This window comes from Paenibacillus sp. FSL H3-0333, assembly GCF_038002805.1.
GTDB lineage: Bacteria > Bacillota > Bacilli > Paenibacillales > Paenibacillaceae > Paenibacillus_AQ > Paenibacillus_AQ silagei.
The window spans coordinates 7,168,035-7,192,042 of record NZ_JBBODG010000001.1 but is presented as its reverse complement, the minus strand read 5'-3'; the positions used below and the strand labels follow the sequence as shown (position 1 = coordinate 7,192,042).

The following is a 24,008-nucleotide window of genomic DNA, read 5'->3' as shown; positions in this document are numbered from 1 at the left end:
GCAACCAGGGATTCAACTGTCGTGAAGGCAGGCTGGCGGCAACCAGGGTTTCAACTGCTGCTGCCACAAGCATAGCGCGGCAGCCCGGCCCCCTTGCCGCTACAACAAGCGGCAAGATCGGATCTTTAGCCGGGAGCTTCGCCTGCGGGCGAAGCGGATGTAAAAGCACAGCCTGTTATGAAATGGAGCGGAGAGGAATTTTGGAGCTGTAGGAGCGTTAGCGTCCGCCTTTGTATTTGGATTTCTACCGCGAGAAGCGGTTTTAATCAAGAAATCCAAATACAACAGCGGCCGTAAGCCCAAAATTCCTTGCAGCGACCCTCATAACAGGCAGGTTTTTACCACACAGACGCAACAAGAAATACCCAATAACAATACGATATGGAGGGTTCACTATGAAACTAGTACTTCTATCAGGCGGCTCCGGCAAGCGGCTCTGGCCGTTGTCCAATGATTCACGCTCCAAGCAATTTCTGAAGGTACTGGCAAGCCCGGCAGGTGAACCGGAATCAATGGTACAACGGGTATGGAGACAGCTGGAGGAGAACGGCATGGCCGGGTCCTCGTATCTGGCGACCGGGCGCAGCCAGGTGGAGATGATCCAGAGCCAGCTCGGCAGCGAGGTGCCGATCATTGTGGAGCCGGAACGGCGGGATACCTTCCCGGCTATTGCGCTGACGGCGGCCTACCTGTATTCCATCGCGGGGGTGTCCCCAAGCGAGACCGTGGCGATTCTGCCGGTGGACCCATACGTGGAATCCTCCTTTTTCGAAACGGTGCTGCAGCTGGAGAACACCATGCTGGTGAGCGGGGCGAACCTGGCGCTGATGGGCGTAGTTCCCGAGCATGCTTCGGAGAAATACGGCTACATTATTCCAACGGGCGCAGATGCGGGAGCGAATGGTTACCTGCAAGTGAGCCACTTCCAGGAGAAACCGGACCGTGTGCAGGCCGAGGAGCTGATCGGCAAGGGGGCGCTCTGGAACTGCGGAGTGTTCGCCTTCCGTCTGGGTTACCTGCTGGATATCCTGCAGCGCAAAGGGCTGCCGCTCAATTACGAGGAGCTGCAGAAGCAGTATAAGCTGCTGTCCTCGATTAGCTTCGATTACGAAGTGGTGGAGAAAGAAGAGAACATCGTCGTGCAGCCTTACGCCGGATTCTGGAAAGACCTGGGCACCTGGAATACGCTGACCGAGGAAATGACCAGTAACCATGTCGGCAAAGGCTTCATCACTGCTGACTCCGAAGGCACCTGCCTCATTAACGAGCTGGATATTCCAATCACGGTAATCGGGGCGAAGGATCTGATTATCGCCGCCAGCCCGGACGGCATTCTGGTGACGCACAAGGCCGAGAGTCCGCGGATCAAGGAAGTGCTGAAGACTTTTGAACAAAGACCGATGTACGAAGAGCGCCGCTGGGGACACTACAAGGTGATCGATTATGTGAAATATGACGAAGGCAACGAGGTGCTGACCAAGCGGATTTTCATAGGCGAGGGTAAAAATATCAGCTATCAGCTGCATCACAAACGCAGTGAAATCTGGACCTTCGTCAGCGGGGAAGCCAGCATTGTCATCAATGAGAAGATGCATACGGTGAAGGCGGGAGATGTGGTAAGGATACCGGAAGGAACCAAGCATGCCATTCTTGCTCTTACCGATGTGGAGTTCATTGAGGTGCAGACGGGGTCTGAGCTGGTAGAGGAAGACAATATCCGTATTACTCTGGACTGGGAGGATATCGCTCTACATCAGTTTATTTCTTAGGTCTAACTTATCTATTTAACCAATTGTTACAATTTTAAATCAGGCATTTAGAACTATTTTTCAGACAAATTTTGTTTTTACTCTACATTAAATTTGCATATCGACGATACTTACGGTAAGAGGGATTGATCCTTCCAAAACGACAATGGCAAACCTAATCGAAAGATAGGGACGCAAAGCTATAGGGCCTTCGCAAGAGTGGCAGCCTGGCTACCGAAAGGAAGAGAATATTGTGAAAACTTACCGTAAGTCTCGTTTGCTCTGCGCTGTGCTGTCGCTGGCCGTGGTATTGTCTGCTGTACCCGTGGGACTGGGAATCGCCCCGTCCACTGTCAAGGCTGCTTCCTCTACAGGAGCGCCCGTGAACCCTAATGCCTCAGCCGAGGCGGTCAAGCTGCTGAACAATCTGTATGATATCTCGGGAAATGGAATTATTACAGGGCAGCATGACTATTTCGAGAGTCCGGATGAGCTGAGCAACAAGCTGAAGGGAACAAGCGGACAATACGCCGCGCTGCATGGTTATGAGCTTGGAGCAATCGGTGGACAGAGTGAGAGCGGAGTCGCTGCACAACGCAAAAATATCGTCTGGAGTGCGACGAACTGGTCCAGAGCGGGCGGCATTGTCGCCATGACCTTCCACCAGAACCTGCCGGGCACCAAGTACGAATGGTCCAATGTGCAGAAGCCAATCACTCAGGCACAATTCAACAAGTACGTAACTCCAGGGACACCAGAGTATAATGCGCTGATCACCGATCTGGATAAAGTAGCTGTCTCTCTGAAAAGCCTGCGGGATGCTAAGGTTCCGATCCTCTGGAGACCGTACCATGAAATGAACGGCGGCTGGTTCTGGTGGGGCAAGAAAGACAACTTCACTGCACTATGGAATATTATGTATGACCGGTTCGTGAACGTTCATCAGTTAAATAATCTGATTTGGGTATGGAACCCGAATGCGCCGAATGCCAACTCTGATCCCTATGCACGGACCTATCCGGGCGCGGACAGAGTGGATGTGCTGGCAGCAGATATATATAATAACGACTACTCCAATAAATATCATGATGATCTGACCAGCCTGGCTGGCGGCAAACCGATCGGCATCGGCGAGAACGGCGAAATGCCGAACATCTCGAAGCTGAAGCTGACCCAGCAGAATTACGTGTTCATGATGAACTGGGGAAAGATGCTCTATGAGAATAACAGCACGGCTACGATCAAGAATTTTATGAATGACAGCTACACACTGACCCGTGACCAATATAAGGCCTGGTCTGCTCCGGCGGCGGCTCCTAAGCCAACGGCAACGCCAACGCCTACCGCAACGCCTACCGCAACGCCTACCGCAACGCCTACCGCAACGCCGACTGCAACACCAACGCCGACTGTAACACCAACGCAGACTGCAACACCGACACCAACGGCAACACCAACGGCAACACCAACCGTTGCGCCGATTCCGAAGCCGGTCCCAACCTCCGGTGATACGGAGAGTAAGCCTGCCCAGAATGGCTTGCTTGGTGAATACTTCAAGAACATGACGCTCTCGGGGACACCGGTTATGGTGCGTACCGATGATGTCATAAGCTTCAATTGGCGTCAGAGTACTCCTAATACCGCACTCGGCGCGGATTACTTCTCGATCCGCTGGACCGGCCAGATTAAGCCCGCATACAGCGAGACCTATCAGTTTTATACTACATCGGATGATGGTATCCGCCTGTGGGTGAACGGCACAGCAGTCATTGACAGCTGGGTCAAGCAGAGCGGAACTGCCCGCACAGGAAGTATAGCCTTGACTGCCGGGCAACTGTACGATATCAAGGTAGAGTATTACGAGAATGCAGGCGATGCGAATGTTCATCTGATGTGGCAGAGCCCCAGCCAGGTGAAGGGAACCGTACCTGCAAGTGCGCTTTTCTCCAGAGCAGGCAACACATCCATACCTGCTCCGGCTGCAACAGCAGTACCGACAACGGTACCAGCAGCGACAGCAACGCCGGCACCAGTAACGACACCAATGCCAACACCAGCACCAACACTGACGCCAGCACCGACACCAACGCCAACACCGGTGCCTACGCCGACAGCGGTTCCTGTTCCCGTTCCTTCTCCTACAGCAACACCGGCGGATCCGCCGGTAGAAGTTCCTGCTGCCAATGGACTGTACGCGGAATACTTCAATAACATAACGCTATCAGGCGAACCCGCTGTAGTGCGTACCGATGCTGTGCTTGATTTCAACTGGCGCCAAGGCACGCCGGATGCCGCTATCGGCATAGACTTCTTCTCTGTCCGCTGGAGCGGAAAGATGAAGCCACTCTACACGGAGACTTATCAGATCTACACCACTTCCGATGACGGTATCCGCGTACGGGTGAACGGTGAGCTTGTGATTGACAGCTGGGTGAAGCAGAGCGGCACCGAACGCATGGGCAGCATCAGCCTGACCGCAGGCGAGCTGTATGATATTCAGGTAGAGTATTATGAGAATCAAGGGGATGCAAAAGCGCGGCTGATGTGGCAGAGTCCAAGCCAGGCCAAAGGAACCATTCCGGCAAGCGCGTTGTTCCTCCCGTCCGCTTAGTAAGCTCATAAGGTCCGCAGCTGTGTTCAACATTGGCGCTGTTACTGGTTAAGACGTTACAATTATAAATCCTGTAAGCCACTCTTAATGGCCCTGCTTACCAGCAGGGCTACTAAGCTATAGAAAGGCAGACAATCCGGCAGGTGTAACCTCCGGGGCCCTGCCGGAGAGTGTGGCTGAAGAAAGGAGATTACATTGAACACTTACCGTAAGTACAGGCTATATACAACTATTTTTCCTCTAATCCTTATCCTTTCATTGCTTCCATGGGGGGAAGGGCGCAGTCTGCCCGCAGCTGCCAAGGTTACAGCACCTGCCGCCCCCGCTCCCATACAGCCCATTAATCCTTCGGCCTCCAAGGAGGCTTCCGCACTGTTAAGCTATCTCAGTAATCTCAGCGGCAAGGGGATGATATCCGGCCAGCATGATTACCTGGAGAGCCCCGATGAATTTAATAATAAGCTCCGCACCACAACCGGCCGCTATGCCGTTCTGCATGGCTATGAGCTGGGAGCCATAGGCAACCAGTCCAAGGAGACCATTGCCAAGCAGCGTCAGGCTGTCGTGGACAGCGCCATCCGTTGGCATGAGGGCGGCGGTATTGTCGCCATGACCTTTCATCAGAATCTGCCGGGAACTGCGCCAGTATGGACCAATGTGCAGAAGCCGCTTAGCCAGAATCAATTCAAGCAGTACGTCACTCCCGGAACGCCGCAGTATAAGGCTCTGATTGCCGAGCTGGATGAAGTGGCCAAGTATCTGGGTGAGCTGCGGGATGCCGGAGTTCCCGTGTTATGGCGGCCCTATCATGAGATGAACGGCGGCTGGTTCTGGTGGGGGCAGAAGGATGACTTTGTGAAGCTCTGGGACCTGGTCTATGACCGCATGGTGAATACGCATAAGCTGAACAATCTGCTGTGGGTGTGGAATCCGAATGCCCCCAACAAGTCGTCTGAGCCGTATGCCGCCTATTTTCCCGGCATCGCCAAGGTGGATATTCTGGCTGCCGACATTTATGACAATGATTTCAAGCAGTCTTATTATGACAGCCTCCTGAAGCTGGCGGGCGGCAAACCGATCGGAATCGGGGAGAGCGGAGAGCTTCCAGACCCTGTCATCATGTCTCAAAAACAAAGCAAATGGGTATATACGATGACATGGGGCAAGATGCTGGTTGAGAATAACCCGACCGTGAAAATTCAAAGCTTCATGAACCATAAATACACGGTATCGCGGGAGGATTACAAGCTCGCGGGGGGTGCCAAAACGCATGCGGTGGCTGTAAGCTCAAGGAACGGCCTGAGAGGCCAGTATTATGGCAATATGGACCTGTCCGGTACACCGCTGCTTACCCGTAACGACAGCACCCTTCAATTCAACTGGCATGGCAATTCACCGGCTCCCGGCCTTCCCAAGGATGCATTCTCGGTACGCTGGACCGGGACCCTTAAGCCTCTCTACAGTGAAAAGTATACGTTCACCGCTTCTTCGGATGACGGCATCCGCGTATGGATCGGCGGCAAGCTCCTGATCGACAGCTGGAAGAACCAGAGCAGTGCGAGCAAGGAGGGCAGCATCACGCTCTCTGCGGGTACCCCCTACGCCATCAAGGTGGAGTATTACGAGAACCGCGGGGATGCCAGCGTCAGTCTGATGTGGAGGAGCCAGAGCCAGAAGCAGATGATTATTCCCCAGAGTGCGCTGACGCTTCCTTAAGGAAGCCCCCGCAGAAGAAGTGTGACGTAACCGGTACAGCATAGAATTCCGGAAGAAAGCGAGGACAAGGGAATGAGGACTAGAGTTCAAAAGAAACCCAGTAAATATCTCCACAGGCTACTAAAATTTGCAGCACTGATCATCTTGATTCTGTTGTCCGTCTCTGTCTTCGGAGATTACGGGACGAAGGACGGTGAAGATGATGTGGATCTGTCTTCATTGTCGGCGGCCAAGGATGCCGGTCCTGAGATGCCGGAAGGAACTGTTCTATGGAAGCTTGGCAAGCATGACGGCTCTGCCGGTGAGTTCAAGGCGGCAGGTTCAAACGGGGTGAAGAAGACGCTCAGCATAGCTTCAACTACTGCTAAGTCGGCAGAGCTGAAGTCACTGCCCTCCGGCCTGCACGGGGAGACCAACCCGGAGCTGCGGATTCAGTATGAGCTGGATAAGATCCCGGAGCACGGGGTCTTATTTCGCGTGAGCATTATCGATGCTTACAAATCCGTTCCCCAGATGAGCGTGTTCTCCAACCGTCAGCTCTCAGGCATCATTCAGATCGCCGGGATTGCCGGAACAGGCAGCAAATACGACTTCCGCAAAACCTATGAGCTGTACATTCCCAAAGAGCAGCTCATCAGCGGCACCAACGAGCTGACGCTGCGGACGGCCAGAGGAATCTATTCCTCAGAGGCTGAGGATAAGTACAACTGGTGGACATGGGATAATCTCAGCCTGGAGGCGCTGAAGTCTCCGATTAAGGAGCCGATTCACGGCAGCTATACGCTGACGGGGACGGTGGTGAATAACAAGCAGTTTTATTTTGACGAGGGGGCGGTTACGCATCTGCCCTATATTATGAAGTGGCTGGGTGTAGCCTATAGCGGCAATATCATGCGGACCAGCTGTGCCAGCGATGTAGGCCGCTCGTGTGAGAATATGGAGGAGTACTACAAGGTCCTGAAGGATTACAATATGCAGGCCGTAGCGCTCTATCTGTACACAGGCGATATCAAGCTGAAGGCGGACGGAACGCTGCCAGAGGATGCGGAGAAGAAGCTGACGGATTATTTCCAGAAGTACAGCCCGTACTTCCAGTATTACGAGGTGGATAACGAACCGGGCCTGTTCAACCGTTCCAAAGCGGTCAATCTGGCCATAGCCGGGTGGCTGAACAGCAAGGGTAAGACGATCGCACCGCATCTGCAGACGGTTGCACCCGGATGGGCCTACTGGCCGGGCTACAGCGAAGACTCGTGCGGCAATCAGAAGGGGCCGGTGAAGCAGTGCGGAGACCCCGACGGCTGGGAACGCGATCCGAAGCAGCGCGATGAGCTTGAAGCGGTAACGGATCTGACGAATGGCCATTCTTATGGGGATTCCTATATTTTCGGACAGGGCGGGAGCTTCACGGAGAACCTGAAGACCTTCGGGGGCTCGCTAGACGGCCTTAGCAAAAAAATGCTCGCCACCGAGTTCGGCACCTCGGACTCCCATGTGGACGCGTATCAATATGGGGCCAAGGAGCGGACTTCAGCGGTGTTCGACCGGATTATGCGGGCACATATCGGCTATGCCGAGATGTTCGTGCAGCATGCCGCCTTTTTCAAAAATTTCAGCCTGTTCAAATACGGCTTCAATCTGGAGGATCATGATCCGGCGGCTACAGAGATCTACTACACCAAGGAAGGCGAAGAATCCCGCGTCAGTATCATGCGCAGGCTGGATCTGGCTTATGCTACACACGGCGCTCCGCTGACCTACCAGATCAGCAATAAGGAGGAGCTGAAGGATAAGCTGGTCTACGTAAGAGCAGTGGACACCTCCACGCTTGAGCCGCTGGCGGGCAGCAAGGCGACATCCAACAAGGTGCTGGTGAACTTCGTCAATTTCGAGGAGACCGAGCAGACCGTTAAGGTTAAGATCACTATGCCGAAGAAAACGGTGTACGAAGGAGAACGGTTCGGCAAGGGCGATACTTATGCGGAGGCCCGCAGTTATGTAACCGGCAGAGCCGCTTCGCCGGAGCTGGAATTCACGGAGACGCTGGCTCCGGGAGAAGGCGTGCAGTACATTCTGGAGCCTTCCTCCGAGGTGGCGGATACGGCGCCTCAGGGCCTGAAGGCGACTGCTGTCAAGGGATTATCGATGCATCTGAACTGGCTGGAAGCCCCCGGAGCAAGCTATGAAGTGCTCCGGGCGGACGGCCCGGACGAGAAGCTGAAGGTCATCGCTACAGCAGTGAAGGGAACGGAGTACAACGACAGCAAGCTGAAGGAAGGCACACTTTATACTTATGCTGTAAGAGTGTCCGGCTCTGGTGTGATGTCAGAGAAGACACAGATTACAGCAACCGGACTTGTCCCGCTGGACCGGGCAGGCTGGAAGGTGACGTCCAGTGTGAGTAAGGAGGCTTCCAATCCGGCAGGTGCCATTGACGGAGACCGGCGGACCCGCTGGGATACGGTCAAGCATCAGGCTTCGGGGGAGTACTTCCAGATTGATCTGGGCGCAGAACATACGGTAGAAGCTATAGATATGGATTACCCTTTATCGCCATATGATTATCCGCGCGGCTACACTGTCCACGTATCGGAGGATGCCAAGAGCTGGAGACAGGTCGCAGCGGGCAAAGGCCAGCTGGAGAAGACCAAGATTACGTTTGCTCCGGTCAAGACCCGGCATATCAAGATTACCCAGACAGGCTCCGGCGGCAACTACTGGTCCATTCAGGAGCTGCAGGTGTATTCAAGAGAATGAAGGACGGCATAATAACCTCCGTGGAATTCAGCCCACCGGGGTTTTTTTCTATCTAACGAATCATACACATACTATAAAATACATGGGGCTAAGGCGAATACCCGCTCCCGGGAAAGGTGTGAACCGGTTCATGACTCATCTTGCAGATCAAATCATCCTGCTGCTGGCGGCTTTGCTGCTGATCGCCGTGCTCTCCACCAAATTCTCCACCCGTTTTGGCATGCCTGCCCTGGTCCTGTTTATTGCAGCCGGCATGGTCCTCAGCCATTTTATTTATTTCAACAATGCTTCGCTCACGCAGATTGCCGGCATTTTTGCCCTGGTGGTGATTCTGTTTGAGGGCGGGATGCAGACGAGCATGAAGGATATTCGCCCGATTCTGAAGCCGGCGTTGTCGCTGGCTACACTCGGAGTGCTGCTGACTGCGGTGATCGTTGGTGTTTTTGCCAAATTTATACTCGGGGTGCCCTGGGCGGAGAGCTTCCTGTTCGGGGCCATTGTCGGCTCCACAGATGCGGCGGCTGTATTCTCCGTGCTGGGCGGCAAAAATATCGACAAACGGCTGACCTCGACGCTTGAAGCCGAATCCGGCAGCAATGATCCGATGGCTGTATTCCTTACCGTGTCGCTGATTGAATGGGTGCAGCACCCGGATACCGCAGTCTGGAGCCTGATGCTGTCGTTCTTCTGGGAGATGGGGGTAGGGCTGCTGGTCGGGATCATCATCGGCAAGCTGGCAGTGTATCTGATTAACCGGATCAATCTGGACTCCACCGGGCTGTATCCAGTCATGGCGGTAGGCTTCGCAGTTCTGACTTACGGAGTCTCGGCTATGGTGCACAGCAGCGGACTGCTTGCCGTCTATGTCATGGGGCTGGTGCTGGGGAATTCCGAGCTGGTGTACCACCGCACCATTATGAATTTCAGTCATGGCTTTGCCTGGATGATGCAGATTGCCATGTTCATTCTGCTCGGAATGCTGGTCTTCCCGCAGGAGCTGGCGGCTGTGGCTTGGCAGGGGCTGCTGCTGTCCGTCATCCTGATGGCCCTGGCAAGGCCGCTCGGCGTATTCCTCAGCCTGCTATTGTCCCGGTTCTCCTTCCGTGAAAAGACACTGATCTCCTGGGCCGGGCTCCGGGGAGCCGTCCCGATTGTCCTGGCGACCTACCCGCTGCTCGCGGGGCTGCCGCATGGCAGGCTGTTCTTCAATGTCGTATTCTTCGTTGTCCTGACCTCGGCAGTAATTCAGGGAACAACCATTTCACCCCTGGCCTCGCGGCTGAGGCTGGTGGGCCGGGAGCATGCGTCCCAGCCATCCTTGATGGAGCTTGTTGCGCTAGGGAAGACCGATTCCGAATTCAATCATATCGGAATCGACCGGCAGATGGCGATATCCGGCATGCAGATTGCAGAGATCGGCCTGCCGGACGATATTCTGTTCACGGCCATTATACGGAACAAGACCATCGTGACGCCGCATGGCAGCACGGTGATTGAGCCCGGAGATACGGTATATGTGCTTAGCCCCAAGAGCAAACGGGAGGAGATGCGTGCCATCTTCCGCAGTGGACTGGGACGGGCGGCAGAGACGGATATCCCTACGGTATAAGGGACATCCTACGGGAGGATGTAAGCTTCTCTTCCGGTTCGGGTGATTTATGTCAATCCATGTGCTTTTGCAGAGATGTGATTCAAATTATAGGATAGCCTCCCGGAGGAGTGCTAGAATGTGCAGTACATCAAGGATGCGGGACATTAGATTGCAATACAGTAAAAAGTGTGTTAAATTGTATATAGATTTAGAACGAGTCTAAATACAATATATTGTAGAATACACATTCCGGGAGGTTATTTAAATGAGTACACAAGTTAACAGCCACACTGCACTGCATGCTGTTCTGAACCGTCAGACCGCGAACTGGACGTTGCTGGGAGTGAAGCTGCATCACTACCACTGGTATGTCAGCGGAACCCAATTCTTCACCCTGCATGAGAAATTCGAAGAGCTGTACAATGAAGCTGCGGGTTATGTGGATGAGCTGGCTGAGCGGCTGCTCGCCATCGGCGGACGTCCTGCTTCTACGATGGCAGAGTACCTGAAGCTCTCCAGCCTGAAGGAAGCTGCCGGCGGTGAGAGCGCCAAGGAAATGGTGGCACAGCTGGTTCAAGACTTCGCTGCCGTAGCTGAAGAGCTGAAGCAGGGCATTACTAGCGCAGAGGAGGTCAGCGACCAGCCTACCGCCGATCTGCTGATCGGAATCCGGACAAGTGTAGAGAAGACAGCCTGGATGCTGAACGCTTATCTGGCGTAACTCCGGCATCGGACATATAAAAGAGCGCCCGCGTTATACATGCGGGCGCTCTTTGCTTAAAATATAAGAATTTATATGCTGCACACAATAACTTATCCTTCTATTTCTCGCTGAAACGGTACCGTCCTTTAAAAGGACGGCAATGCCGTTTCCACTTACTTAATAAATACACCGCCGAAGGGCAGGGCTTCCCGCAGGAAGCGTTTGATAATACCGTCTTCATTATTGTCGCGCTCGAAGCGTCTGCTCTGGCGTCCGGCCTGGAACAGCACAGGCCCATGGCCGGTCATCTTCCAGTGATAGCTCATATGCTGGCTGGCGAGGTGGTTGCCGTACACCGTCAGCTCAAGCTTGGCATTCTCGGGATAAGCGATAATACTGCCGGCATCGACATAGAGCGGATCGAAGGGATGCAGCTCGGCTTCGCAGACCGTGCCCTCCGTGAGAATGCCGATGCTGCCGCGGCCGGAGAATTTGACCTTGACGATATCCCGGGTAATCAGCATATTCTTCATGCTCAGCACTCTCGTCTGCATCGTGACACCCTTGCTGTAGAAGAAGAGATGCCTGAAGTCGTAGAGCAGATCGCTTTTGCTGTCGAGCTGGATGGTCTTGACCCGGTAGCCGGGCGGCAGCGCGGCTGTGAACCGGCAAGGGCCGGTCAGATCCGCCCGGATCAGCTTGCGCTTGCGGTACATGCCCTTCACATCCATGAACCGGTCGGCCCGTCCCGCCGAAGGGCCCTGGTAAGCAATAATCTGCTGCGGATGCAGCACATGGACCTCCTCGTTCTCCTGAACGGTAAAAGCAACCGCCTGTCCGCTGCCGCTGTCGCCTTCATCCTGAATGTCAATGTTCATTCTTCATCCTCCTTAACGCAGCCGGTCGCTTCTTCTGGAGCGGTACCGCATCGTGAAGCGCAGCACCCGGATCAGGAGGAAGTAGCCCAGCAGAAGAGCAATCCCGGAGATGACCGTCACCTTGATCCGGTTGAAGTAGTTCTCTCTCGCCGTGCGGTCATTTTTCAGTTCGTCCACGACCTGGCTGAGCTGGCGGTTCTGCTCCTGCAGGGCAGCATTCTGGGACTGATACGTCTGCATTTGCTGCAGGCTGTCCGTCAGCTGCTCCTTGGCTTCACCGAGATCCTCCTTCGTCTGCTGAAGCTCTTCTGCAGTCTTCTGGTAACTCTCCTGCAGCTTGGTGACTTCTCCGGGAAGCTCCGAGAAGCTCTGTATTCCATTGTATATATCATTCAGATAATTGGCCTTGGCCTCGGGGGCAGGCCAAGTGAGAGTAAGGCCAAGCATAAGCAGGGAAGAACCCAGCAGCCTCAGCATCACTCCTGTTACCCGTCTTTTCATCAACTGATCACCACCTGTTAGAGCTAATTGTCCTCCTATTTTATCATAGCTGCTTGCTGTTTGAACAACCCGGGCGGCTGTAGGCATAATTACCCTTTGTGTCTATGGAGAGAACCAAGAGGTAATACAGTGTTAAGGCAGGGATGGTTTCCATAATATTGAGTGTCGCTGCAAATTAACGTATACTGTGAACGGAAAGGGGCTGTATTCAATGAATAGATGGCTCAAAACACTGTTGTTCCTGGCGGGCTCCGCCCTGTTGACCCGGTTTATTCCGTTCTCCTCCTTATTCCGTAATCTGGATACCATGTTCCATGAATTCGGCCACGCGCTGATGACTCTGCTGCTCTCCGGCAATGTGCTGCGCATTGAGCTGTATTCTGATCACAGCGGTGTGACCTATTCGGCGATTGCTGCCGGAGGCAAGGCGATCCTGGTGTCGCTGGCGGGTTATCCTCTGGCTTCACTGTTCGCGTTGCTGCTCTTCTATTTCTATAGTAGAGATAAGCGGGAATGGGGGCTTGTTCTGACCAGCCTGGTCGCGCTGATTATGCTTGTGCTGTATGTACGGGGCGGCTTCGGGATGATCTGGCTAAGCGGCTTCATTCTGCTGAATGCTGCGATGCTGTTCCTCTGGCCGAAGGTCAGCAAGGTGTACTATCTGTTTCTTGCGTTCCTGACCCTGGAGGAGTCCGTGATGGGGACCTTATTCCTGGTCTATGCTTCCGTCGTGACACCTTCCCGGGCAGGGGATGCAGCGAATCTGGCTAGATTGACCATTTTACCGGCCCCTGTGTGGTCACTCCTGTTCTTCCTCTTGGCATTGCTGTGTGCAACCTGGGCCCTTGGGCTGTTCTTCCGGCATGAGAAGGCGGGCAGACGGGTCCGATTGATGTAATGCGTAAAACTTTGTTCGTCATATTTTGACAAAAGAATAGACTTTCATAAAGAGGCAATCACCTTTTGGGGTAGGTTGGCTCTTTTTTTGTCGATATTATAGGACCGAACATACATTCCATGACAAGGAGTTGTCCGCCAATATTGGTACATTAATAGAAGACCCAAATTAAGAAAGAGGTGGAAATATGCAAGCAAGTATTCAGACGTTGTTTACATGGAGCCAGGAGCGTATTTTGGCAGGCGGTGCCAAGAAAATAGTGCTGCTCGTGGAGTGGAAGGGAGCGCTACAAGGGGAGGATTCCCGCAAGAAGAGCCGCAAGGTGGTAGCCCGGGATATTGAGCTGCGTGTCTGGCTCGAAAGTCATGTCAAGGTAACAGGATGTTACGGCTGTAGTGCAGAAGAAGGAGAGGGGAGGTCACTGCTCCTGAAGCTTGGCAAAATCCATTCCGGGCAGCGCAGGTACATCGCCCTGGAATTCATGATGGCTGGTATGCCTGCAGGCATACATGAAGCCCTCTGGCTGCAATGGCAATACAAGCAGCCTACGGTGGAACGTATCCGCGAGCTGCCGCTCAAGAAGCTGGGAATCGAATATTCCCATCATACCGGCCTGCTGGGGGCCAACTCCTGCTTCCATGTGGAGAAGCATCTGGCGCTGCTGCAGACAGAGGTGCTAATCGCGGAAGACCAGGAGGCCCGGATGAAGAACAAGCCTGAGGTACCCGCAGATATTCTTCGCAGGCAGGCCGATCATCTACTCCTGATGGCTGCCCGCTCCGGGGATATGCAGCTGCTCAGAGAAGCGGAAGCGCTGTATAAAAGACTGGAGGCAGAGCATCTGCCGCTCAGCAGGATAGGAATGAGATAATTGCTGGGAAGCTGCGTAGATAGAATAGGAATTACCCATACATAGGGCTCAAATATAGAATCACACTCGGCGGAGCAGATAAAGAAATGCGTAATATCTAAATGTGGTAACATAGTAAAATAGTTCTATTATATTTTCTTATCTCGGTTATTACATCCTTGGTTATAGATATATATAACTAGTTTATTTAAAAATAATGGGTCTATTTTACCATAAGTCAAGGAGAACTGAATATGACAGACCGATTGATCCGGCTGATGCGCATCATTACGCTAGTTCAAGCCAAACCGGGAATTCTGGCCCGTGAGCTGGCGGAACGATGCGGCAACAGCGAGAGAACGATTTATCGGGATATGGATGCGCTCAGTGCCATGCATATCCCCATTACTCATATGGGACATGGCAAGGGGTATGCTTTTATCGGTAATTTCGCGCTGTACCCCTTGGATTGGTCAGAAGAGGAAGCAGAGGCTTTTTCACAGTTGCGCAGTATTATGGCGGAGATCAAACCTTTGCTGCCCCCGGGCTTTGAAGACGCATACGAGAAAGTGATGGCGGCAGATTATAAGCAAAAGGCAGAAAGGGAAGAAACAATGGAGCGTACGAAAAAGGAAGCCGGACCAAACTGGACGGAAAATAGCAGATCTCAGGGAGACCAGCCCCTCTTTCTGACCGACATTCTGGATGCCGTAATGAAGCAGAGAAGCATACAGGCTGACTATAGTGAGAATGCCTACGAAGAAAAAGGTATCCGGATTGATCCCTATTGCCTGGTCCCGCTAGAGAATCGTTTTCACCTGATTGGTTTCTGTCACCGCTTCGGGATCATCCGAACCTTTCATATTAACGGCTTCTCCAGTGTCAATCCGCTGGACAGGTGGTTCTCCAAAGACCAGTTCGATCTGCAGTCCTTCATGGAGCAGAAGTGGTCCCTGGAACAGGACAGCCTGCAGGTTGAATTCAGAGTCAAATTCTCGCAGCGGATGATGGAACGGCTGAAGCAGGAGGAGATGTTTGTAAAGCCGAGCAGGGTGGACCGCCAGAACCGCAGCCTGCATTTCAAGGTCGCTGTGGAGCAGGATATCGGCTTCGTTCATTGGATTATGAAATACAAGGAAGAGGCTGAGATTATGGAGCCGCTATATTACCGGGATGTGCTGAAGCAACAACTGGAGAAGTGGCTGTCGCTGTACAAATAACTGCAGGTATATTTTCCTCACACTTTTATGCTCTGATATATTCATATAAAATTCATAGGGTTAGTTATATGTACAAATTTTCCTTGCCTAGATAGGACATCCATAGTAAAGTTATACATTAAATAACAGTAATATGTATTTACAGTTAATTAGATTACTTATTATGTTAGGTATTAGTTAATATATCTAACTTTTTAAATAGTTTTCCTGATCAGGCATTTGACCTTCGTTCAATTTTTAACAGAAAAGAGGGAGAGACTTGATCCAGCCGATTCTGAGCATTGAGAACCTGCATACCCACTTTTTAACGGACCGCGGTGAGGTTCCGGAAGTGGATGGTGCTCTACGCGATTGCCATCGTCAACATTCCGACCTACGGCCGGCTGGTCCGGGCCAAGGTGCTGAGCCTGAAGTCCGAGGAGTACATTACGGCGGCCAGGGCCATCGGGATGAAGAACGGGCGTCAGGCTGTTCAGCCACATCCTGCCGAACAGCCTGACGCCGATCATTGTTCAAATCACTCTTGGCGTCGCGACAGCCATCATTGAAGCTGCTGCCCTGGGCTTCCTTGGACTGGGCGCTCAGCTGCCGGACCCGGAATGGGGCAAGATGCTATCGGATTCCCGCCAGTTTATCCAGAAGGCCCCCTGGACCGTAGTGTTCCCGGGTCTGTCCATCATGCTGACCGTCCTCGGCTTCAACCTGATGGGCGACGGCCTGCGGGATGTGCTGGACCCGCGGATGAAGAACTGAATCTGAATAGAAGGTATTCGCAAGGGCTGTCCCAAGCCATATCAATGGCTGCTTGGGACAGCCCTTTATTTTAACAGAAGGTGGTTTACTGTTGGAAGGCGCGAGGATGCTTCACCTGTTAGGATGATGTTGTTCAAATATAGTTAGTTGTAGAATGTACACTTAAAAACAGCGAAAAAGCATAGCTTCATCTTTTAACTGTATTCTGTACAACTAAATCTGCCTACTTAGCTGATAACCGGGAGAAGGATGCTTTTTAAATGTCCGAAATACAACTAAACGTGGAAATGGTTATGAATAGGACATTTTAGTTGTACAAAGTGCAATTAAGCCAAACCACCTCCTATCCTCGGGTCAGGGCTATTTTCAAATTTCATTAACTTTTTCTAAAAATAACCTTGTGAATTTTCGAACAATATCTGGGATGCTTCGTAATGTAGGTTGAAAGGGCGGCGGAGAACAGATGATGACCGACAAACAGCTCGTTGAAGGATGCAAGTCCGGTCAACAAGAGCATCTTGAGTTTCTCATTGTCAGGTATAGGGATGATTTATACCGGTTCTGCCGCCATCTTACCTTGAACCGGCAGGATGCGGAGGATTTGTTCCAGGAGGTATGGGTACGTGTGCTCCGCAAGCTGGAGAAGTATGATGCGGAGCGTCCCTTTAAGCCTTGGCTGTTCCAGGTGGCCTTCAACATGTACCGTGACCGCTATCGGAAGTGGAAAAGCGTGTATGCCCTTTGGACCTGGTTGTCCTCGGATGCGGAGCTTATACATATTAGAGACCCAGCTCCACTGGCAGAAGAGGATCTGCTGTGGCATGAGGAGCACAGGCTCCTGGAGGAATGCCTGCGGAGTCTGCCTAAACGTTATCTTGCCCCTCTCGTGCTGTATTACTATGAGGAGTTCAGCTATGAGGGCATTGCGGAGGTGCTGGGAGTTCCCCTCGGAACTGTAAAATCCCGATTGAATCATGGCAAGAAGCTGCTGCACAAGCTAATGAAGGAGATGAACTAAATGAAGGAGTCCGGAGACGAAGACCGGCTGCTGACGGAATATTTCAAGCTGCCGCTTACGCCATCACCAGAGCTTGTCTCTAATACGATTCAGCGGATACAAGGGCGCAGGACAATGGGCGCACTTTCCATTTTAATGGCCCTGCAATGGCTGATATTCATGGTGCTGGGACTGTACTTCCTGGCTGGTCCGGCTGCCCTGCAATGGAAGATCAACATGGGGCTGCTGTTCATCCTGTCTCCAATGATCGCCGGAACATTGCTGTTGTACAGTACCCTGGGGAGCGGGAGAGGGTCTTATGAAAGTTCACTTAACCGTTGAGCAATTTGTTTTTTGGGCGCTTACGGCAACCATCCTGTTAAGCTGTATTGCGCTGGGGTATGCCATAAGCCCCTATATGGGCGAGTTTTTGGAGGAGAATCTGACCTGGCTTATTGTGATAAGCCTGCTGGCCCTGCTGTTCCTGGGGCTGAATGTGCTCATTGCGGTATTCATTTATAAAGATGCCTCGCGGCGGCGGATGAATGCCTGGCTCTGGGTGACTGCGGTCATCTATATTCCTAATTTCATCGGTCTGATCCTGTATCTCCTGGCAAGGAAACAGCATCACATTCACATAGCATCTAATGCAGGCAATGAGGGTATCCGTTGTCCGCACTGCGGCCATCTAATCTAAACCGGGGAGTGTTAAGTATATGAATAAGAAATGGATGACACTGGGGGGCTTGATCATCATGGCGTCGGTGCTGCTGACTTCCTGTGACAAGAAAATAATGTACGTCGGGTCCAGCACGAAGAGCAAAATAAGCGGCTCCTACAAGCTTTTTACGGGCACAGAGGAGAAGAAGCTGAGCATGAAAAGCGGTGAAACGATCAGCATCGATTACAAATCCAAGGTGGAAAAGGGCCAGCTGTCCATGAAGTTATACGGGCCGGATAATGAGGTGCTTACTGAACTGGCAACCAATGAATCAGGTACCGAGAAGGTGGAGGCCGGGAAGGACGGGAAATACCGGATTGAAATCAAGGGGGAAGATGCCAAGGGAAGCTTCAAGATTGCCTTCAAGGTCGAATAACAGGAACTGTGAGAAGATTATTGCGAATAGCCCTAGAAAAGGCCTCTTCCCTATACAATAGGGCGGGGTTTTTTTAGCGTGCGGCTAGGGTTATCCCTATTTTATTAGAATTTATATGTTTTGGGGTCCCCGCAAAGTACCTGAGTCATCATCGAAGCTAAAGCCGCACTTTGTGGGGGTGTTTTGATACTAATTATAACTAAACATATACAAACATAATCAAATGCATTGTATAATTCGATTTAACTTGCTAGAATATGATCAAAATAAAGAATAGTGATGGGGAGGTATGGAGTGTGCTGAAGAAGTGGTTAGCGGGATTGTTGGTGCTGCTTATGGTGGCGGGCGTGTCGGCGGGTTCAGCAGGAGATGTTGAGGCGGCAGTGAAGAAGACGGAGATTATTGTCTCCGCAGCAGCGAGTCTGCAGGATAGTCTGGACAAGATTGCTGTACAGTATGAGAAGCAGCATCCTGAGATTAAGCTGGTGTTCAATTATGGCGCCTCAGGTACGCTACAGAAGCAGATTGAGCAGGGGGCACCGGCCGACTTGTTCTTCTCGGCAGGCGATAAGCAGATGAACGCGTTGGTGGATAAAGGGCTGATTGCAGACCACAAGGCGCTGCTGAAGAATCAATTGGTCGTCGTTGTGCCTTCCGATTCGAACACGAAGGTTACAACCATTACTGACCTTACCGCTCCGGCCTTCAAAAAGGTAGCCGTAGGCCAGCCGGAATCGGTACCGGCCGGACAATACGCTCAGCAGTCCTTGACCGCGAAGAAGGTATGGGATACGCTGCAAGGCAAGCTGGTCTTCGCCAAGGATGTCCGACAGGTGCTGTCCTATGTGGAGACAGGCAATGCGGATGCCGGGTTCGTCTACAAGACGGATGCGCTTACCTCGAAGAAGGTGAAGATTGCCCTGACCGTTGGCGGCCATGTACATAAGGCGATTAATTATCCGGCGGGAATTGTTAAGGATTCGAAGCATCAGGCCGAGGCCAAAGCGTTCTATAGCTATGTGCAGACCGCTGCTGCCAGCTCTGTCTTTACCAGCTACGGATTTCAATTAGCTAAATAACTAACTACCATTAGATGGGGTGAAGAGAGATGGAGATCAATTGGCCCGACTTTTTCGCCCCGGTCTGGTTATCAATCAAGATTGCGGTATTGACCAGTATCATCGTGTTCCTGTTGGCCATGCTGGCAGCCAGGAAGATGGCGGGGCGCAGGTTCTTCGGACATAATCTGGTAGAGACCGTGTTGCTGCTGCCGCTGGTGCTGCCGCCAACCGTGGTCGGCTTCGTCCTGCTGGTCTTCCTCGGGCGGCGCAGCTGGATCGGCAGGCTGTATGAACAGTTCACGGAGCAGACGATTCTGTTCACCTGGGGGGCGGCAGTCATTGCCGCTGTTGTGGTTGCTTTTCCGCTGGTATACCGCACGGTCAAGGCAGGCTTCGAGGGGGTAGAAAAAGACCTTGAGGATGCAGCGCGGGCGCAGGGAGCCAGCGAGCTTCAGGTGCTGCGCTATGTGACCCTGCCGCTGGCCGGGCGTTCGCTGGCTGCCGGTTATGTCCTCGGCTTCGCCCGCGGACTGGGCGAATTCGGGGCGACTATGATGGTAGCGGGCAATATTCCGGGCCGTACCCAGACCGTGCCTACCGCGATCTATGTGGCGGTGGATGGCGGCAACATGACGCTGGCCTGGATGTGGGTCGGCTCGATCATTGTGATCTCCATGCTTATGCTGATGTTCGTGAACCGCCGTTCCTGACGGATGATTACAGGTTAACAAGAGCAACCCCCGTCCTCACCGGATTTCCGGTGAAGGCGGGGGTTGTTTACGGTAAACCGGACACAATCAGACAGCCGCTGGCCCATGGACCAAATGTAATCGAAAAACCGACTACAATAGGACCGGGAGCGGCCCGTAGGCCAAATGTAATCGAAAAACCGACCACAATAGGACCGGGAGCGGCCCGTAGGCCAAATGTAATCGAAAAACCGACCATAATAGGACGGAAGACGGCGTGTAAGCCAAATGTAATCGAAAAACCGACTACAATTGGACGGAAGACGGCGCGTAAGCCAATGTAGTCGAAAAACCGACTACAATAGGACGGAGGACGGCGCGTAAGCCAAATGTAATCGAAAAACCGAACACAATCGGCCAGCCGACGGCCCATAGTCCAATTTATATGCTGTGTGTTCCCTGCCGGCGGTAATCCGAGGGGGAGACGCCGGTCTCCTTCTTGAAGATCCGGTTGAAGGACCGGTAATTCTCGAAGCCGATGGATTCGGAGATTTCGAAGGTCTTGTGGTCGGTGGTGAGCAGCAGCAGCTTGGCCTGTTCGATCCGCAGGCGGGTCAGGTATTGGACAAAGCTCTCACCGACGGCCTTCTTGAACATGGAGCTGAAGTAGGGCACGCTGTAATTGATCGAAGCGGCCAGCTCCTCCAGCTTGTAGGGATAGCTGAGATCTTCGCGCATCTGTTGAATGATCCGTGTGATGGAGGCATCGATCTTCCGGCCGCCCTCCTGAAGCTGCTGAAGCTTGCGGAAATGATCGCAGGTGATCTCATGTACAGCGTTGAATGTCTGGCACAGCTCGATTTGTACACGCAGCTCTGCTTCAAGATCCGCCCCGCCTTCCGCCCCAATAACGTTATGGCTCATATCCAGAAAGACTCGCAGATATAGGGACTTGATCTGCTCCGGGTCCCAGGCTTGCTCCATCGCCTGACGGTGCAGGGATTGGCGCTCCTGCTCCAGAGCCGCCGTGCTGAGATGCGGCTCCAGCAGTGCTTTCTTCAGCACCTTGCTCCAGAAGCGGCTCTGCGGCTCAGGAATCCGCTGGAAGCTGGAGAGCTGCCCCCACTCCCCAATGCCGATAAGCTCATTGCAGCGGTAAAAGAACGGATACGGCGCCGAAGCCAGCAGCTTCAGTGCCTCCGGCCGGTCCTCCAGTCCCTGTTCGAAGCTGCACAGCAGGGCGATGCAGCTCATCCGGAGATTCGCGGCCAAGGATTCCAGCACCTGCTCCAGGAAGCGGGGTCTCTCCGTCTTGAAGCTGTCGGTATACAGGGCAAGGAACCGCCCTTTGTCGAGGGCGATAACCTTATGCGGGCCTATGCTGCCGAGCAGCTCCTTCAGCACGTTCACCCCGGCGAATTGCCACAGCTTCAACTCCTCCAGCTGGTCGATCGGGAAGCGCAGGGAGTTGCGGTCCAGCTCCAGCAGCAGGGTCATGAAGCCCTGGCCGTGAAGCGGAAGCTGCGAGTCCGCAAGACTGTGCAGCCACTTGGCTTCCGCCGCCGGGCTGCGCAGCATTTCCAGGAAGAGGCTCTGCTCGATCTCCAATTCGCTCAGGCGGACCTGCTGCTCCAGCTGCAGATAATTGTCTCTCGTCTCGCCGCGTGAATCCGCCAGGACCGCCAGCTCCTCCATCGTCCGGGTCAGCAGTCCCGGATCGGAGAGGCAGTCATCCTTAATCAGATAGGAGGCTGCCTTCAGATGAATGGCCTGCTGGGCATAGTGGAAGTCCTGATGGCAGGTCAGGATAATGATCTGCGGCGCACGTACCCCGCTCCGTTCAATCTCGCGCAGCATCTCCAGCCCGTTCATGCCCGGCATCGTAATGTCGGTGACGATCAGCTCCGGCTTATGCTTCAGGAACAGCTCCAGCCCGTCCCGGCCATCCTCGGCTTCACCGACAAGGGTGAACAGGTCTGCGCGCTCCTCAATGAAATGCCGGAAGACGGTTCTTGCCGGAATCTCGTCCTCCACAAGGACAACTCTATAGTGATTCATGATGTTCCTCCTTAATCAGAACGTTCCCGGATGGCAGCAGCATGCGGATGGTCAAGCCTTCACCCGGAGCGCTTGTGAGCAGGATCTGTGTCTCCGCCCCGAACAGCAGCTTCATGCGCATCCATACATTCTGCAGTCCGATGTTCTCGGCAGACTCTTCCTGCTGGAGCTGGAGCTGCACCTTCCTCAGATCAGCCTCTTCCAGACCGTTCCCGTCGTCCTCGACTTGTACAATAATATGGCTCCCGCCGGGACTTCTGTATACGCGCACACGGATATGCCCTTCCGGTGCCTTACGCGGGAGAATGCCGTGGAACACGGAGTTCTCAATCAGCGGCTGCAGACCCAGCTTCGGAATCATCATGCCCCGCAGCGGCTCCTCAATCTCAGCCTCCAGATGAATCTGGCATTTGTAGCGCATATTCAGCAGCCCGACATAATCCGCCAGATAATCAAGCTCCTGCTGGAGCTGTACCGTCTGCTCGAAATTCTCCATGGAATACCGCAGCAAGGCCACCAGCCTTCCCATCAGGGAGTTGATCTTCTCATAATCCTTCATCATGGCGAACATACGGATCGTATTGAGGGTATTGTACATGAAATGGGGGTTGATCTGCGATTGCAGCGCCCGGATCTCCAGCTTGCGCTTCAGATCCTCCGAATCATGCAGGTCTGCCAGCAGATCCTGTATGCGGACAGCCATGGTATTGAGCATCCGGCCCAGATCCCCTATTTAATTATTGGCGAAATGGGTGACTCGGGCATCGAAATTCCCTTTTTTCAGAGCATCGACCTGCCGCTTCACAGCCTGTAGAGGCCGGTAGAGCTGATACCCGAAGCCGACCACACAGAGCGCCCCCAGACAGACCAGAATGAGCAGAAAATAAGTGACCGTCCGGCGGATAATCTCGGCGCTGGCCGTCAGCTCCTTGGACGGAATCTCCGAGAGCACGATCCACTTGTCATAGGTGGAGGTCTGCTTGACAGAGACAATAGAGTAGCCTGCCGCGAACTGATCCGGGCGCTTCAGCTCCTTCCAGCGCCTCAGAATCTCCTGAACCCGCTGCTTATCCGCCTGCTTATCCAGCTTGCTGGTCGTGGCAATGGTCAGGCCGTCTTCCGTCAGCAGGGAGATAGAGCCCTCGCTCCCAAGCTGAATATTCTCAATCTGCTGCTGGTATTGGCTATTATTCATGGAGATCAGCAGCACGCCCTTCAGGTCCTTATATAAGTCGAAGGGAACGCGTGAGATATAATAGGTAGACGAATTCAGAATAGCCAGTTCAGGCAGCGAATGCTTGTCCAGAAAAAGATTCGGCCGTCCCGAAGCCAGATACGCTTCAATCAGCGGCCGGTACGGGGACTCCTCCAGCATGGCCGGGGCTTCCGTGGAGGAGAGAACCTCTCCTGTAACGGCGGAATAGACCTGTAGGCCCTCCACATTCCCGATGATGGCGGACGCGCCGCTGAGCACGGAGATCAGATCCTTTTTGCGGACCACCTCTTCAAAATATTGGGCAGAAGGCGATACCAGCGCGCTCTGAATGGACGAGATCCGCGAGTATTGCTCGCTGAGTTCCCGTAGCCGGGTCATGGTTAATTCAATCCGGTCCACAACCTGATTGACGAGCTGGGCATTCAGGCGGTTCACCTGCTGCTCCACTGTCGTGCTGGATACGCTTACAGAGATGAAGGACAGCACAATCAGCGGAACCACCGAGATGGCGAACATGACCACAATCATCTTAATGTAGAAGCTCCGCCGCAAAAAGCTGAAAAAGGGTGAATTCATAGCGTCACATCCGTTAAGGGTTTTGGACTATGGATACCGGGCAGGCTATCCTAAACAGATTATAGTACATTGGCGGACATGGAGATAC

20 protein-coding genes, 1 pseudogene and 1 riboswitch are annotated in these 24,008 nt (G+C 53.2%); of the genes and pseudogenes, 16 read left to right on the top strand and 5 right to left on the bottom strand.

The genetic code is table 11. The features are described from left to right. The first annotated feature begins 395 nt into the window (after positions 1-395). The 6 genes from MHH78_RS31405 to MHH78_RS31380 all read left to right on the top strand — a co-directional run bounded on the left by MHH78_RS31405 (position 396) and on the right by MHH78_RS31380 (position 11,144). On the top strand, positions 396-1,769 hold the full coding sequence (locus MHH78_RS31405) for a sugar phosphate nucleotidyltransferase (protein ID WP_341169998.1): 1,374 nt from the start codon (positions 396-398) through the stop codon (positions 1,767-1,769). A gap of 137 nt (positions 1,770-1,906) precedes the next feature. Continuing rightward, positions 1,907-1,987: riboswitch (cyclic di-GMP riboswitch) on the top strand. A 14-nt stretch (positions 1,988-2,001) separates the two neighbouring features. Beyond that, positions 2,002-4,359, top strand: coding sequence for a PA14 domain-containing protein (locus tag MHH78_RS31400; RefSeq protein WP_341169997.1), 2,358 nt, complete (start codon positions 2,002-2,004; stop codon positions 4,357-4,359). 195 nt (positions 4,360-4,554) lie between these two features. After that, on the top strand, positions 4,555-6,075 hold the full coding sequence (locus tag MHH78_RS31395; RefSeq protein WP_341169996.1) for a glycosyl hydrolase: 1,521 nt from the start codon (positions 4,555-4,557) through the stop codon (positions 6,073-6,075). Between the two features lie 72 nt (positions 6,076-6,147). After that, a complete protein-coding gene (locus MHH78_RS31390; RefSeq protein WP_445668076.1) occupies positions 6,148-8,832 on the top strand; it encodes a discoidin domain-containing protein in 2,685 nt (894 codons plus the stop codon). A 130-nt stretch (positions 8,833-8,962) separates the two neighbouring features. Beyond that, positions 8,963-10,441, top strand: a complete 1,479-nt coding sequence (locus MHH78_RS31385) for a potassium/proton antiporter (protein ID WP_341169995.1) — start codon at positions 8,963-8,965, stop codon at positions 10,439-10,441. A 247-nt stretch (positions 10,442-10,688) separates the two neighbouring features. Beyond that, positions 10,689-11,144, top strand: coding sequence for a Dps family protein (locus MHH78_RS31380; RefSeq protein ID WP_076078998.1), 456 nt, complete (start codon positions 10,689-10,691; stop codon positions 11,142-11,144). 155 nt (positions 11,145-11,299) lie between these two features. On the opposite strand, the gene MHH78_RS31375 is transcribed toward MHH78_RS31380, so the two are convergent. Then, positions 11,300-12,004, bottom strand: coding sequence for an AIM24 family protein (locus MHH78_RS31375; protein WP_036723116.1), 705 nt, complete (start codon positions 12,002-12,004; stop codon positions 11,300-11,302). A gap of 12 nt (positions 12,005-12,016) precedes the next feature. Then, positions 12,017-12,508 carry a hypothetical protein gene (locus tag MHH78_RS31370; RefSeq protein ID WP_143803785.1) on the bottom strand — a complete coding sequence of 164 codons (492 nt, stop codon included), beginning with the start codon at positions 12,506-12,508 and terminating at the stop codon, positions 12,017-12,019. Between the two features lie 208 nt (positions 12,509-12,716). Here MHH78_RS31370 and MHH78_RS31365 point away from each other — a divergent pair, with 208 nt between their 5' ends. From MHH78_RS31365 to modB, 10 genes and pseudogenes are all read left to right on the top strand, one after another. Next, positions 12,717-13,403, top strand: a complete 687-nt coding sequence (locus MHH78_RS31365; protein ID WP_076081013.1) for a M50 family metallopeptidase — start codon at positions 12,717-12,719, stop codon at positions 13,401-13,403. A gap of 187 nt (positions 13,404-13,590) precedes the next feature. Next, positions 13,591-14,274 carry a hypothetical protein gene (locus tag MHH78_RS31360; RefSeq protein ID WP_341169994.1) on the top strand — a complete coding sequence of 228 codons (684 nt, stop codon included), beginning with the start codon at positions 13,591-13,593 and terminating at the stop codon, positions 14,272-14,274. A gap of 233 nt (positions 14,275-14,507) precedes the next feature. Further along, entirely contained in the window at positions 14,508-15,473 is a 966-nt protein-coding gene (locus MHH78_RS31355; protein ID WP_341169993.1) for a helix-turn-helix transcriptional regulator, read from the top strand. A gap of 341 nt (positions 15,474-15,814) precedes the next feature. Continuing rightward, positions 15,815-16,226 (top strand): annotated as a pseudogene (locus tag MHH78_RS31350) (ABC transporter permease); the annotation flags it as partial. Between the two features lie 463 nt (positions 16,227-16,689). Beyond that, positions 16,690-17,244, top strand: coding sequence for an RNA polymerase sigma factor (locus tag MHH78_RS31345; protein WP_341169992.1), 555 nt, complete (start codon positions 16,690-16,692; stop codon positions 17,242-17,244). Further along, complete coding sequence (locus tag MHH78_RS31340; protein ID WP_341169991.1) at positions 17,245-17,565, top strand: hypothetical protein; 321 nt, start codon at positions 17,245-17,247, stop codon at positions 17,563-17,565. It abuts the gene before it with no gap. Next, complete coding sequence (locus MHH78_RS31335) at positions 17,543-17,920, top strand: PLDc N-terminal domain-containing protein (protein WP_341169990.1); 378 nt, start codon at positions 17,543-17,545, stop codon at positions 17,918-17,920. The genes MHH78_RS31340 and MHH78_RS31335 overlap by 23 nt, the downstream gene beginning before the upstream one ends. A gap of 19 nt (positions 17,921-17,939) precedes the next feature. Further along, the gene (locus tag MHH78_RS31330) at positions 17,940-18,320 is read left to right on the top strand and encodes a hypothetical protein (protein WP_341169989.1); all 381 of its coding nucleotides are present in this window, start codon (positions 17,940-17,942) and stop codon (positions 18,318-18,320) included. Between the two features lie 335 nt (positions 18,321-18,655). Continuing rightward, positions 18,656-19,399 (top strand): molybdate ABC transporter substrate-binding protein, encoded by a 744-nt coding sequence (modA, locus tag MHH78_RS31325; RefSeq protein WP_341170419.1) that lies wholly within the window; start codon positions 18,656-18,658, stop codon positions 19,397-19,399. 29 nt (positions 19,400-19,428) lie between these two features. Further along, a complete protein-coding gene (modB, locus tag MHH78_RS31320) occupies positions 19,429-20,091 on the top strand; it encodes a molybdate ABC transporter permease subunit (RefSeq protein ID WP_341169988.1) in 663 nt (220 codons plus the stop codon). Between the two features lie 420 nt (positions 20,092-20,511). Here modB and MHH78_RS31315 read toward each other — a convergent pair whose 3' ends face one another. From MHH78_RS31315 to MHH78_RS31305, 3 genes are read right to left on the bottom strand one after another with little or no spacing between them, the layout of a single operon-like run. Further along, complete coding sequence (locus MHH78_RS31315; RefSeq protein WP_076081031.1) at positions 20,512-22,128, bottom strand: helix-turn-helix domain-containing protein; 1,617 nt, start codon at positions 22,126-22,128, stop codon at positions 20,512-20,514. Beyond that, a complete protein-coding gene (locus MHH78_RS31310; RefSeq protein ID WP_341169987.1) occupies positions 22,115-22,843 on the bottom strand; it encodes a sensor histidine kinase in 729 nt (242 codons plus the stop codon). Before MHH78_RS31310 ends, MHH78_RS31315 begins: the two co-directional genes overlap by 14 nt. An 18-nt stretch (positions 22,844-22,861) precedes the next feature. Further along, positions 22,862-23,920 (bottom strand): sensor histidine kinase, encoded by a 1,059-nt coding sequence (locus MHH78_RS31305; RefSeq protein ID WP_341169986.1) that lies wholly within the window; start codon positions 23,918-23,920, stop codon positions 22,862-22,864. Between the last annotated feature and the right edge of the window lie 88 nt (positions 23,921-24,008).